8 protein-coding genes are annotated in these 14,002 nt (G+C 65.3%); 5 read left to right on the top strand and 3 right to left on the bottom strand.

What is annotated here, in order from left to right:
- Positions 1 to 2: 2 nt before the first annotated feature.
- Positions 3 to 2,717: an ATP-binding protein gene (locus tag BUA41_RS15775; protein WP_072824601.1), complete on the bottom strand. Its 2,715-nt coding sequence runs from the start codon at positions 2,715 to 2,717 to the stop codon at positions 3 to 5.
- 161 nt (positions 2,718 to 2,878) lie between these two features.
- Between BUA41_RS15775 and cysM the strand changes: the two genes are divergently transcribed.
- Genes cysM through ppc form a run of 5 tightly spaced genes read left to right on the top strand, consistent with a single transcriptional unit; the run spans position 2,879 to position 10,973 of the window.
- Positions 2,879 to 3,775 (top strand): cysteine synthase CysM, encoded by an 897-nt coding sequence (gene cysM, locus BUA41_RS15770; protein WP_072824599.1) that lies wholly within the window; start codon positions 2,879 to 2,881, stop codon positions 3,773 to 3,775.
- 2 nt (positions 3,776 to 3,777) lie between these two features.
- Positions 3,778 to 5,169: a 23S rRNA (uracil(1939)-C(5))-methyltransferase RlmD gene (gene rlmD / locus BUA41_RS15765; protein ID WP_072824597.1), complete on the top strand. Its 1,392-nt coding sequence runs from the start codon at positions 3,778 to 3,780 to the stop codon at positions 5,167 to 5,169.
- A 32-nt stretch (positions 5,170 to 5,201) separates the two neighbouring features.
- Positions 5,202 to 7,466 carry a GTP diphosphokinase gene (relA, locus tag BUA41_RS15760; RefSeq protein ID WP_072824595.1) on the top strand — a complete coding sequence of 755 codons (2,265 nt, stop codon included), beginning with the start codon at positions 5,202 to 5,204 and terminating at the stop codon, positions 7,464 to 7,466.
- Positions 7,463 to 8,335, top strand: coding sequence for a nucleoside triphosphate pyrophosphohydrolase (gene mazG / locus BUA41_RS15755; RefSeq protein WP_072824594.1), 873 nt, complete (start codon positions 7,463 to 7,465; stop codon positions 8,333 to 8,335). The genes relA and mazG overlap by 4 nt, the downstream gene beginning before the upstream one ends.
- On the top strand, positions 8,325 to 10,973 hold the full coding sequence (gene ppc, locus BUA41_RS15750) for a phosphoenolpyruvate carboxylase (RefSeq protein WP_072824592.1): 2,649 nt from the start codon (positions 8,325 to 8,327) through the stop codon (positions 10,971 to 10,973). Before mazG ends, ppc begins: the two co-directional genes overlap by 11 nt.
- Before the next feature lie 114 nt (positions 10,974 to 11,087).
- Here ppc and BUA41_RS15745 read toward each other — a convergent pair whose 3' ends face one another.
- Entirely contained in the window at positions 11,088 to 11,975 is an 888-nt protein-coding gene (locus tag BUA41_RS15745; protein ID WP_072824589.1) for a ketopantoate reductase family protein, read from the bottom strand.
- Positions 11,972 to 13,945 carry a DNA topoisomerase III gene (locus BUA41_RS15740; protein WP_072824587.1) on the bottom strand — a complete coding sequence of 658 codons (1,974 nt, stop codon included), beginning with the start codon at positions 13,943 to 13,945 and terminating at the stop codon, positions 11,972 to 11,974. Before BUA41_RS15740 ends, BUA41_RS15745 begins: the two co-directional genes overlap by 4 nt.
- Between the last annotated feature and the right edge of the window lie 57 nt (positions 13,946 to 14,002).

Genomic DNA, 14,002 nt, shown 5'->3' with positions numbered 1-14,002 from the left:
TGTCACGCCTGGCTGCGTGATGCCTGCCACTCACGCAGGCGCTGCATGGCGCGGAAGACATCCTCGAGCATCTCTTGCGCAGCTTGGTGCCCCTGGGCCCTCACCCGGGTCTCGAGCGTCTCGCTGAGCAGTGCCAGTTCCGGAACGCCGCAATAGCGACAGGCGCCATTGAGCCGGTGCACGGCATCGAGAAACGCCTCCCCGTCATCGGCGGCGAAGCTTTCCCGCAACGCCGCCTCGCTGTCGTCCAGGCTGCCGAGCAGCATTTCCAGGGTGTCCTCGGCAATATCTGCCCGCCCGCCGGCCATGGTCCGTCCCAGTTGCATGTCCACCACCGGAAGGTCGCCTGGTTCATCGTCGCTCGCGATCGGCGGGGCAGGCTTGTCGAAGAAGGGGGCTGGCATGCCCAGGTGGGTGGTCAATACGCGGGCCAGGGCCTGCTCATCGAGGGGCTTGGTCAGCACCTCCTGCATGCCGGCCTCGAGTAGCCAGCGCGTTTCACCCTCCACGGCATGCGCGGTCAGGGCGACGAACGGACAATTCGCCCAGCGTCCACCGAGGCGGCGTAATGCGCGCATGGTGTCGACACCGTTCATGCCGGGCATGCGAATGTCCATCAGGACGAGATCGACGTTGCTGTCGTGGGCCAGGGCCACGGCCTCTTCACCACTCTCGGCAAGCAGTGGCTCGACCCCCGCCTGACGTAGCAACTCCTCGACGAGACGCCGGTTGGACGCGATGTCGTCCACTATCAGGACACGGGCGTTCCGAGCCCCGGTGTCAGGAAGATCAGGGCTTGGCGCGGTGGTCGTGTCGAGCTTGCCCGCCAGGGTGCGCTTGACGGCTTCACACAGTCGCGCCCGGGGGACCGGCTTGCACAGAATTTCGCTACCGGGGGGGAGCGTCAGGTCGGCCAGTTCATAGGGATCGGTATTGGCCAGCACCAGCACCGGGCAATCCAGTGCCGCCAGGCACTGGCCCCAGCTGTGCAGGGCATCACGGTGCAGATCGTTCCGGGCCAGGCTCACCACGAGCAGGTCCGGCGTCTCGGCCGTCGTCTTCTCTTCTTGACGTTCGATGATCCGGACTCGCGCGCCCCAGCGCCTGAATTGATGGCCCAGGGCCTGACGTGTCGTCCCATGGGGCTCCCACAGCGCGATCAGAGGCGCTGCAAGCCTGACTTCCGGAGCGCGTTCGGTGTCGGGGGTCAGGCTATGCAGCGCCAGCGTGAAGCTGAATTCGCTGCCTCCCTCGGGCTGGCTGGCAACGGTGATCTCGCCGCCCATCTGTTCGACCAGTTGCTTGCAGATCATCAGACCCAGCCCCGACCCCCCGTAGCGTCGGGCACGACTGAGCGAGCCCTGGCTGAAGGGTTTGAACAGATGCTCCTGGATGTCTGCCGGAAGGCCGATCCCGGTATCGCTGACCCTGATGCGCAGGGTGGTGGCATTGCCCTCGACCTCCTCGACGAGCACCCGGACGATGACCTCCCCGCGGTCGGTGAACTTGATGGCATTGCTGACCAGGTTGATCAGTACCTGCTTGATACGGTAGGGATCGCCGACGAGCTCGGCGGGAACGTCGTCGAACACCAGCCCCAGAAGCTGCAGATCCTTTTCCTGGGAAGCCGGCGCTTGCAGCGTCAGGACCTCGTCGACCAGGGCGACCATGTCGAAGGCCACGGCTTCCAGTTCGAGCTTGCCTGCTTCGATCTTGGAGAAATCCAGGATGCCATTGATGAGCGTCAGCAGGTTGTTCGATGCCGTCTCGATGTGCTCGAGCCATTCCCGCTCCCGGTTGTCGAGGCGGCCGCGGCCGAGCAAGCGACAGAAGCCGATGATGCCGTTCAGCGGGGTGCGGATCTCATGGCTCATGTTGGCGAGGAATTCCGACTTGATGCGGTTAGCCTGCAAGGCGCGGCGCCGCGCCATGTCGAGCTCGATGTTCTGGATCTCGATGGTTTCCATCGATTCCTGCAACTCCGCGGTGCTCTGCTCGAGCTGCAGGCGCTGGGCCTCTCGGGACTGCAGCAGATGCTCTCCCAGGCGATTGACGGCCCGGGCGAGGGAGGCAAGTTCTCGCGGGCCCGTTTCGCGAACCCGGTAGCCGTACTCGCCATCGATGAGCCGCTGCAAGGCCGAGCGCTGGGCCCTGAGATTGGGCAGGATCCGCCGCTGGATGCCATAGGCCACGGCGAGCAACAACACGGCCATGACCAACCAGGCGAGGGCATGGTGTGCCAACTGTCGATAGGTCGCGAGGGTCAGGTCGGTATCGCGGATGGTCATCTCCAGCCAATGAGGCTGGCTCGACTCGTCCCGGCGCGCCCAGGACAGGGGGATCATCGGCAGCGGCTTGAAGAGACGCCACTGATCGCCTTCTTCGATGAAGCGTGTCCGATTGTTTCTCGGCAGTCCCTGGAGAGGCTGAGTCTCGCCGAGCCTGACCAGCACCTGCCCATCGCCTCCGCGCAGCACGATGGAGCTGACCTCACGCAGATCCAGCAGCCGCTGCAGCAGCGGCTCCAGGCGTTCGCGATCACCGTTCAACGCGCGCGCCAGGGAGGGGGCCAGGAGTTCGACACTGTCATTCAGATGATCCTGCAGCATGTCGCGACGCTGCTGTCGATCCTGCAGGAACAGATAGCCGATGTAGAGCATCAATAGTAGCAACGGGATGCCCAGCACGAGGGTCAGGAGTCGATACTTCAACGGCATGGCAGTGTCCGGCGGTGAACCTGGCAAGGCAGTATCGCACATCCGCGGGGGCCGCCTGTCCAGTGACGGTCGGCACGGATATAATGCAGGCGACAGTGGTCGATAGTCAGTCTTTTACCCGACGGTGGCGGCATGTCTCCCGCCGTCAGAAGGATGGTCCCATGCAATTTCATACCCTCGAAGGTGTGGTCGGCAATACGCCGCTCGTGCGTCTGCAGCGTATCAACGCCGGTCACAACAATACACTCCTGGCCAAGCTGGAAGGGAACAACCCGGCCGGCTCCGTGAAGGATCGTCCGGCCCTGTCGATGATCAGCGAGGCCGAGGCCAGAGGCGATATCGCCGCGGGAGACACGCTGATCGAGGCGACCTCGGGCAATACCGGCATTGCCCTGGCCATGGCGGCAGCCATCAAGGGGTATCGCATGGTACTGATCATGCCCGACAACGCTTCGAGCGAACGCAAGCAGGCCATGGCCGCCTATGGCGCCGAGCTGGTGACCGTCTCCAAGGAGGCGGGCATGGAGGGCGCCCGGGACCTCGCCCAGAACATGATCGAGCGGGGCGAGGGCAAGCCCCTGGATCAGTTTGCCAACCCGGACAACCCCTTGTCGCACTACCGCACGACCGGCCCTGAACTGTGGCGGCAGACCGAAGGCACGATCACCCACTTCATCAGTTCCATGGGGACCACCGGCACGATCATGGGTGTCTCCCGCTTTCTCAAGGAGCGCAATCCCGACATCCGCATCGTGGGCCTGCAGCCCGAGGATGGGGCCAGCATCGCCGGCATCCGCCGCTGGCCCGAGGCCTACCTGCCGAGGATCTTCGACGCTTCCCGGGTGGACAGCGTGCTGGACATCGGCCAGCAGGAAGCCGAGGAGCACATGCGTCGCCTGGCCCGCGAGGAAGGCATTCTGGCAGGTGTCTCCTCGGGCGGCTCCCTGGCCGGGGCGCTGCGCGTCGCCGAGCAGGTCGAGAATGCGGTAATCGTCTTCATCGTCTGCGACCGCGGTGACCGCTACCTGTCGACGGGCCTCTTCGCGCCGGGAGTCTGACGATGGGCATGCTGGGTAGACGGCGCGCCGCCAGGGCGCCTGGGCTGCGTGTTTCCCGCGCATCATCCGGTCCGGAAGCCGAGGCGGCAGACTCGAGCCCGGACGAGCTGACCATCCTGCGCCTGGCCCATGATGGTCGCGGCATTGCCCGCGATGCATCGGGCAAGACCGTGTTCGTGGCCCAGGCATTGCCCGGGGAACGGGTCAGGGTGGCCATCCATCGCAGCCGCAAGCGCTTCGATGAAGCCCACCTGCGTGAGCTGCTGGTGCCTTCCGCCGAGCGTATATCGCCTCCTTGCCCCCATTACGCCCAATGCGGTGGTTGCGACCTGCAGCATCTGGCCTTGCAGGCCCAGCGCGAGCACAAGCGCGAGGTGCTGATCGACCAGCTGGCCCGCCAGGGCGTGTCCCTCGAGGTATCGCCGAGGCTACTCGGCGGGGAAGCATTCGACTATCGGCGTCGCGCTCGACTCGGGGTCAAGGTCGATGCCAAGGGGGAGGTGCATCTCGGCTTCCGGGCCCGAGGCAGTCGCCATCTGGTCGACATTCGCGACTGCCCGATCCTGGTGCCGGAACTGGCGGGGCTGCTGACCCCGCTGCGTGAGTGCCTGGATGCCCTCCAGGCGCCGCGACAGGTAGGGCATATCGAACTGCTAGCCGGTGACGAGGCCGTTGCCGTCGTGGTGCGCCAGTTGCGTGCGGATCCCGTCGATGCCCGCCGCTGGCGGCAATGGGCCGACACTCATCGGTTGTCGCTGGCCTTCCTGCGGGGGCGTGAGCAACCCGAGCTCCAGTGGGTCGGCAAAGTGCCGCGCCTGAGCTATACCCTGAAGAGTGGCCAAAGGCATCTCGAGCTGGAGTTTGCGCCGGGCGACTTTCTCCAGGTCAACGCCGAAGCCAACCAGTCGCTGGTTGCCACGGCCCTCGATTGGCTCGCTCCGGCGAGCGGCGATCGTGTGCTGGATCTGTTTGCCGGTACCGGGAATTTCACGCTGGCACTGGCACCCCACGTGGCTCGGGTCATCAGCGTGGAGGGGAGCACGACGATGGTGAAACGACTGCAGGACAATGCCCGCCGCAATGGTCTGAAGAACATCGAGTCGCACACGGGGGATCTGAATCAGCCCCCGTCCCTCGAACCGCTACCCGATATCGTCGTGCTCGACCCCCCGCGAGGCGGGGCGGAGGCCACATGCCGCGCCCTGGCGACGAGCCGGGTGGCGCGGATTCTGTACGTCTCCTGCGATCCGGCCACCCTGGCACGGGATGCGGCCCATCTGGTGCAGGCCGGCTATCGCATCACCCGAGCCGCCGTGGTCGACATGTTCGTGCAGACCGCACACCTCGAAGCGGCACTGCTGTTCGAGCGCGAATCGTTCCAGCACGCTCCTTAAATACCACGAACGACGCCAGGGAGAAGAGCACCATGGTCAAGGTTCGCGAAGATCAGCCACTGACCAATACCGGGAATGTCGATATCTCACTCTGGCTGGAGCGTCTGGAAGACGATGTGGCGCTCAGGGATGTCGACGAGATGCGCGCCGTGTGCGAGCTGGCCGATCATCTGGCCCGCACGGCGGAAAAACCGCACAAGGCATGGATGGAGAACGGCTCGAGCTTTCGCACCGGCCTGGAAATGGCCGATATCCTGGGGGAACTCAAGCTCGACCAGGAAACCCTGGAGGCCGCCGTCCTCTATCGGGCGGTGCGCGAGGGCAGGATCAGCGTCGAAGGCGTCGAAAAGCGCTTCGGCGGCGAAGTGGCCAAGCTGATCGATGGCGTGCTCTCCATGGCGGCGATCAGTCAGCAGCAAGCGCCAAGCCACGGCCTCTCCCAGCACAACCAGCAGGACAACCTGCGCAAGATGCTGGTCACCATGATCGACGACGTGCGTGTCGCCCTGATCAAGATCGCGGAGCGGACCTGTGCCCTGCGCCAGGTCCGGGAAGCCCCGCGGGAAAAACGCCTCCAGGTGGCACGGGAAGTCTTCGACATCTATGCGCCGCTGGCCCACCGCCTGGGCATCGGTCACCTCAAGTGGGAGCTCGAGGATCTGTCATTTCGCTATCTCCATGAAGAGGACTACAAGGCCATCGCCACGATGCTGGCGGAGAAGCGCCTCGACCGAGACCGCTACATCAAGGAGGTGGTGACGACCCTCGAAGGGTTGCTCGAGCAACAGGGCATCACCCGCTATCAAGTGGATGGTCGGGCCAAGCACATCTATTCGATCTGGCGCAAGATGAAGCGCAAGCACATCGACTTTTCCCAGGTCTACGATGTGCGCGCCGTGCGCATCCTGGTGCCGGAAGTGGCCGACTGCTATGCCGCCCTGGGCATCGTGCATTCGCGCTGGCATCACGTCCCCAACGAGTTCGACGACTATATCGCCAACCCCAAGAAGAACGGCTACCAGTCGCTGCACACGGCCCTGATCGGGCCGGAGAACAAGGTGCTGGAGATTCAGATACGCACCTTCGCGATGCACGAGGATGCCGAGCTCGGCGTCTGTGCCCACTGGCGTTACAAGGGCCATGAGGTGGGGGGCAAGAGCCGGGGCTACGAAGAGAAGATCGCCTGGTTGCGGCAGGTACTCGAATGGCAGGACGAGGTCGGCGATCTGGGCGACCTTCGGGAAGGGTTGTCCAGCGATGTGGCGCCGGACCGTATCTATGTCTTCACGCCCGAGGGGCATGTCATCGACCTGCCGCGAGTGGCCACACCCATCGACTTCGCCTATCGCGTGCATACCGAGGTCGGCCACCGCTGCCGTGGCGCCAAGATCAACGGTCGTATCGTGCCTTTGACCTACCGGCTCAAGACCGGGCATCAGGTCGAGATCCTCACCGCCACCCGGGGAGGGCCGAGTCGCGATTGGCTCAACCCCAGTCTCGGCTACGTCAAGACCTCCCGGGCGCGCTCCAAGATCCAGGCCTGGTTCAAGCATCAGGCGCGCGACCAGAACCTGGAGGAGGGGCGGGCGCTGTTCGAGAAGGAGTTCAAGCGCCTGGGGGTCGAGGGGGTCGATCTCCCCGCCCTGGCCAAGGCCGTCAACTACAAGACCCCGGACGACATGTATGCCGCCATCGGCGCGGGCGATCTGCGTATCGGCCAGGTGCTGCACCAGGCCCAGCAACTGTTCGGCGACAGTGACGACACGGAGCAGCTCGACCGCCTGCTGACCAAACCCAAGCCGCCCAGCAACAAGGACGACGGCATCACCGTGCTGGGCGTCGGCAATCTCAAGACGGCCATGGCCAACTGTTGTCACCCGGTGCCCGGCGACCAGATCATCGGCTACATCACCCAGGGGCGGGGGGTCACCGTCCATCGTCAGGACTGTCCGAACATCCTGCAGCTGCGCAGTGAAGAGCCAGGACGCATCGTCGATGTCGAGTGGGGAAGCCAGGCCCACAGCAGGTACCCGGTGGACATCGAGATCGAGGCCTGGGATCGCTCGGGACTTCTGCGTGACGTGATTCAGGTGCTGAGCCACGACCGGACCAACGTTCTGGCGATCAACACGCTCACCAACAAGAGCGACAATCTCGCTCGGCTGAAGATCACGCTGGAAGTCGAGAGCCTGGAGTCGTTGGGACGCATCTTCTCGCGCATCCAGCAGTTGCCCAACGTCGTCGATATCAAGCGCCTGCGCGACGGTGCCGGAAAAAAGAAGAGAGTGCGTTCATGAAAGAGCTTCCCCACCACGGCCTCGAGGATCTGCTCACCTTGATGGCGGTGCTGCGCGATCCTGAGCAGGGCTGCCCGTGGGACGTCAAGCAGGACTGGAACTCCATCGTGCCGCATACTCTCGAGGAAGCCTACGAGGTGGCCGATGCCATCGAACGCCGCGCCTTCGACGAACTGCCCGGCGAGCTCGGCGACCTGCTGTTCCAGGTCGTCTACTACAGTCAGTTCGCTCGCGAGGAGGCGCGTTTCGATTTCCATGACGTGATCGACACGCTGGTGACCAAGATGCTCAGGCGTCACCCCCATGTGTTCCCGGATGGCACCCTGGACTCGCGTCGCCAGGGGGTGAGTGCCGCCGATGTCGAGACGGCCCGGGTGAACTCGAACTGGGAACGACTCAAGGCCGAGGAGCGTGAAGGAGGGAACGACCCTGAAACGGTTTCGGTTCTTGCCGACATCCCACCGGGGCTGCCGGCACTGACACGAGCGGCCAAGTTGACCAGGCGCGCCTCGCGGGTCGGTTTCGACTGGCCCGATACCGACGGCGTGATGGCCAAGATTCGGGAGGAACTCGGCGAGGTCGAGGAGGCCCTGGTCGCTGGCGACGAGGAGCATCTGCATGACGAGGTGGGCGACCTGCTGTTCGCGGTGGTCAATCTCGCGCGACGCCTGAAGATCGACCCGGAGCAGGCGCTGCGGGCCACCAATGGCAAGTTCGAGCGACGCTTCGCCCATGTCGAGCAGGGCTTGGCCAGTTCGGGACGAACGTTCGAGGAGGTCGACCTGGCAGAGATGGATCGTCACTGGAACGACGCCAAACGTCTAGAATGCGGGCGGAACCGCAGCGAGGAGAGCAGCAATGAGTCATGATCTGCATGCGTCCCTGCGCGATAACGTGCGGGTGCTGGGCGATAGCCTGGGCCACACCATCGCCGAGGACCTGGGTGACGGCTTCGTCGACAAGATCGAGACCATCCGGGCGTTGGCCAAGCGCGGGCGTCAGGAAGGGGGGGAATCCCAGCGGGAGTTGATCGAGTACCTGCGGGCCTTGCCTGACCAGGACCTGCTGCCGGTGACCCGAGCCTTCAATCAGTTCCTCAACTTCGCCAACATCGCCGAACAGCACTACCGGGCACGCTTTCGGCGCGTCGAGGACTACAAGCCCGGCTCGCAACCGGTGCTCGGGGAGCTGATCGAGCGCATTCGCCAGGCCGGGCACAGCCCTCGCCAGCTGATCGAGACCCTGGCCGGGATGCGGGTCGAGCTGGTGCTCACCGCGCACCCCACCGAGGTCATTCGCCGAACCCTGATCCAGAAATATGACGCCATCGACGACTGCCTGACGGTGATGGAGGGCAGCGTCGATTATCCGGAAAGAGCCTCCCGGGCCCATGGACGCCTGAAGGAACTGATCAGCCAGGCCTGGCACACCGACGAGATACGCCACGAACGGCCGACCCCGGTCGACGAGGCCAAGTGGGGCTTCGCGGTGATCGAAAACTCGCTGTGGCAGGCCGTGCCGGATTTCCATCGTGATCTCGACAGCCTGTTGCTCGATGCCACCGGCGAGCGTCTGCCGCTGGATGCGGCACCCCTGCGCTTCGCTTCCTGGATGGGTGGCGATCGCGACGGCAACCCCAACGTGACCGCCAAGGTCACCCGGGAGGTGTTGCTGCTGGGTCGCTGGATGGCTGCCGACCTCTACCTGCGAGATCTCGACCAGCTCAAGGTCGAATTGTCGATGTGGAAAGCCAACAATGCGCTGCGCGCGGAAGTCGGCGACGAGGCGGAACCCTACCGGGCCTTGATCAAGCGCCTGATCACCCGGGTCGAGGCGACCCGGGACTGGGCCCAGGCCTGCCTCGATGGTGTCAACTACGATGGCGGACCGATCATCGAAACCCGGGACCAGCTCTATACGCCGCTGCTGGCCTGCTATCGCTCGCTTTGCGATGTAGGACTGAACGGCATCGCCAATGGCGTGCTGCTCGATACCTTGCGCCGGATCGCGGTGTTCGGCGTCACCCTTACCAAGCTCGACATCCGCCAGGAGGCCAGCCGGCATACTCAGGTGTTCGAAGAACTCAGCGACTACCTGGGACTGGGGCACTACCGGGAGTGGGATGAAGAGCGACGTCAGGCGTTCCTGCTGGCGGAGCTGGAATCGCGCCGCCCGCTCATTCCCCGACGCTGGGAGTGTTCCACCGAGACCCGGGAGGTGATCGATACCTTCCGTACCATCGCCCAGGAGCATCGCGAGGCGCTGGGAACCTACGTGATCTCCATGGCCGCACAGCCCTCCGACGTGCTGGCGGTGGCCCTGCTGATGAAGGAAGTCGGTGGCGACGTGCGCCTGCCCATCGCGCCGCTCTTCGAGACTCTCGCGGATCTCGATCGTGCCGGCGACGCCATCGACCGCCTTCTCGCCTTGCCCGGCTATCGGCGACTGGTCGACGATCGCCAGGAGGTGATGATCGGCTATTCCGACTCCGCCAAGGATGCCGGTCAGCTGGCGGCCGCCTGGGCCCAGTATCGCGCTCAGGAAGCCCTGGTCGACGTGTGCAAGCGGCACGGCGTCGATCTCACCCTGTTCCATGGACGGGGCGGCACCGTCGGCCGGGGTGGCGGGCCCGCTCATGCCGCCATCCTGTCCCAGCCCCCGGGCTCGGTGAACGGCAGCCTCAGGGTCACCGAGCAAGGCGAGATGATTCGTTTCAAGTTCGGTCAGGCGGACATCGCCCTGCGCTCGATGGAGATCTACACCTGCGCCGTGCTCGAAGCCACCCTGTTGCCGCCGCCATTTCCCGAGCCGGCCTGGCGCGAGGAGATGGACCGTCTGGCGGACATCGCCCACCGGGCCTACGTCGGCGTGGTGCGCGAGGACCCCAACTTCGTGCCCTATTTCCGTGCAGTCACCCCGGAGGGGGCCCTGAGCCGCCTGCCGCTGGGGTCTCGACCCGCCAAGCGCCGCCAGGAGGGGGGTGTCGAGTCCCTGCGGGCGATTCCCTGGATATTCGCCTGGACCCAGACCCGTCTCATGCTGCCCGCCTGGCTGGGCAGCGGCGAAGCCTTCGTCACCCGGGTCGAAGAGGAAGAAGGGCTGGAACGCCTGCGCGAGATGCGCCGCCAATGGCCGTTCTTCGGTACCTACCTCGACATGCTCGAAATGCTGCTGGCCAAGGCCGATATCGATATCGCCGCCTACTACGAGCACCGCCTGGTCGTCGAGCCTTCCCTCAAGGCCCTGGGAGGGCAGCTCCGCGATCGCCTGCGGCGTCTGCATGGCGTACTGCTCGAGATCCTCGACCAGGAAGCCCTGCTCGAGGATACGCCGCTGATCCGTCAGGCCATCGATGTGCGCAACCCCTACATCGACCCGCTGCACGGCCTGCAGGCGGAGCTTCTGCAGCGTAACCGCGATGCGGACGGGGCGATCAGCCCGGAGCTTTCGCGGGCGCTGATGGTGACGATGGCGGGGATTTCCGCCGGTCTGCGCAATACCGGCTGAGGCTTGCTGCGCTCGGCAATACTTTGTTGAAAATCGACGAGAAACGCTCATTTACTAACGTAAACTCCGCGTTCTCATCGGTTTCCGCCTAGCCTGACTATTGCCGGCAGGTTTTCAGCCCGGAGTATTTTCCCACAAGGCATCCAGTCGCGGCGCTGCAATGCCATGCCGCCCGGCCGCCTCGAGCAGCGGCCCGAGAATCGCGTCGCGTTCGGTGGGGCGGTCGGCCAGCACGTCCTGGAGCATCGAGGCGCGGTTGGTGGCGGTGGCTTCGATCACTTTCCAGATCATTGCCTCCCAGCCACCTTCGGGTGGCGCAATGCCTTCTGCCTGCATGATCAAAGTCAGCTCGTCGACAATGGCCGCGACCATGCCTCGAAAAGGACGGTCGCGCAGCTGGCCGTTGCGGATACGATAACGCGCGACCAGCGGGTTGATGGCGGCGTTGACGGCGAGCTTGTGCCAGAGACGTTGGCGGATATCGTCACAGGGGGTGGCGGCCAGGCCGGCCCGGCTCAGCACGGTGGCGATCTGGGTCGCGAGATCGCGGTGGCGACCGTCGAGATGGCCGATGAAGGTGTGGCCATGGCCGGCATGCACGACGCCATCCTCGCCTTGGGTATAGGCGCCCTCGGTGGTGGTGGCGCAGAGCACCTGACCCTGCCAGCACCGGGTCAGCGGTTCCTGTACCCGAAAGCCGTTCTGCCACAGCACCAGGGGCGTGGCGGGATCGATATGCGCGGCAAGCGAGGCAAGCGCCTGCTCGGCAGCATGGGCCTTGGTGGTGAGGTGCACCACCGCCGGTTGGCGGGGCGCCTGGCTCGCGGTGACACGCGGTATGGCGCAGCGCATCATCTTGCCCTCGGGGGTGCACAGATGCAGTGGTCGCGTGCTCGCGCGACGCCCCACCAGGACCGTCCTCATCCGGCTGTCGAGTCGACAGGCCAGCAGGCGCCCCAGGGCGCCGGGGCCGAGGATCAGCCAAGGTGCTGCTTCCGTCATGCGTCCTGTGTCCTGCGCGGCCGTCTGCTGCGGGCGGTCCTCTTTCCCGAACCGCTCTTTTCCGTGCCGCGCCCGCCTGCTGGCGAACTGCTGCGCCGACGTGACGCCTTGCCGCGTCCACGCCCGGCGGGGGCAGGCTCGAAGCCGTCGGCATCGCCCAGCGCCTGACGCATGCGCTGCGCGTCGGCGCCGGCCAGTAATGTGTGCAGGTCGGCGACCAGGTTCGTCATGAACGGCGCTGCCTGATCATCGCCCTCGGCGATGGCGCGCAAGCGTTGCTCCCATATCGCCGTACGCTCGGGGCGGGTCGCGGCGTCCGGCAGTGCGTCGATCAATGCTTGCCCGATGCGCGTGGCGCGCAGCGCGCTACCTTGGCGCACCAGATAGCGGCGATCGAGCAGCGTTTCGAGAATGCCGGCCCGGGTGGCTTCGGTCCCCAGGCCATCGGTATCGCGCAGGGTGCGCTTGACCGCGGGGTCGTCCACGTAGCGCGCGATATTCATCATCGCCTTGATCAGGCTGGCATCGGTGAAGGGCTCCGGCGGGCGGGTTTCCCGGTCTTCCACCGCCTGGTCGATTACCTTCGCGGACTCGCCTTCCTGCAGTGGCGGCAGCAAAGGCGCCTCGTCCCGCGTCGTGAAGAGCGGCTTCCAGCCGGGCACGAGCACTTCCTGGCCCTGGGCGCGAAAATGCTCGTCCAGCACGCTAAATTCTGCCTTGATTTCGCGGGTCTGCAAGGCGGGATAGAACTGCGCCAGCACGTTTCGGGCAATCAGGCGAAAGACGTTGGCCTCGGTTGTGGAGAGCCGGGAGAGGTCGGCAGTCGCCCCGGTCGGGGCCAGCGCGTGGTGGGCGCCCACGCGCTTGTCGCTCCAGGCCTTGGAGCGCAGCGAGAAGTCTGCGCCGGCAAGCCACCCTGCCAGTGTCGGGTCCTGGGCGCAGGCGCGCCCCAATGTCTCGCGTGCCGCTTGCCAGTGGGCATCGGGCAGATAGCGGCAGTCCGAGCGTGGGTAGGTGATCAGGCGGTGACGTTCGTAGAGTGACTGGCAGGTGTCGAGCACCGTCTTGGCCGAGAGCTTATAGCGTCTGGCGGCATCGACCTGGAGTGCCGACAATGAATAGGGCAGCGGTGCGACCTGGCGCTTGTCGCGGGATTCCAGCTGCGACAGCGTTCCTTCCGCCCCGGGCAAGCGCGCGGCCAGTTCCCGGGCGGGTCGAGGATCGAGCAGCCGCCCCTGGTCGTCGAGAGGGTGCACGTCGCCCGGCTGCCACCAGCCGCGTACCACCCCCTGGGCTACCTTGAAATCCGCCCACAGCACATGAAAGGGGCGAGGCGTGAATCGGGCGATTGCCTGATCGCGGCGTACCACCAGCCCGAGCACCGGGGTCTGCACGCGACCCACCGAGAACACGCCGTCATGGCCCGCCTGGCGTCCGGTCAGCGTCCAGGCCCGAGACAGGTTGATCCCGTACAGCCAATCCGCCCGGGAGCGTGTCTCGGCCGCCTGGTAGAGGCTGTGATAGGTGGCATTGTCCTCCAGCCGCGTCAGGGCGTGCCGCACGGCCGGCCGGTTGAGGTCGTTGATCAAAAGGCGCGATACCGGACCTTTCCAGCCGAGGTATTCGATGACCTCCTGTACCAGCAGCTGCCCCTCGCGATCCGGATCGCCGGCATGCACGACCTCGTCGGCCTGCTTGAGCAGCCCCCGCAATACCTTGAGCTGACCCCGGGCATTGCTGCGTGGCACGAGTTTCCAACGCGCGGGCACGATCGGCAGATGATCCAGGCGCCATTGCTTGTAGGCGGGATCATAGGTATCCGGGGCAGCCTGCTCGAGCAGGTGACCCAGGCACCAGGTGACGATGGTGTCGCCGACATGGATGGCCCCATCGCCACGTTTCGACGCCCCGGGAAGGGCGTCGGCGATGGCTCGCGCGAGACTGGGCTTTTCGGCGATGATCAGGCGCATGCCATATTCCCGAAGCAGTAGACATGGATATTCTTCCAGTATCGAAACGCGCTTTCC

Origin of the sequence: Modicisalibacter ilicicola DSM 19980 (assembly GCF_900128925.1) — a bacterium.
Taxonomy (GTDB): domain Bacteria; phylum Pseudomonadota; class Gammaproteobacteria; order Pseudomonadales; family Halomonadaceae; genus Modicisalibacter; species Modicisalibacter ilicicola.
The sequence above is the reverse complement of the archived record's forward strand: the minus strand, read 5'-3'. Positions and strand labels throughout refer to the sequence as shown.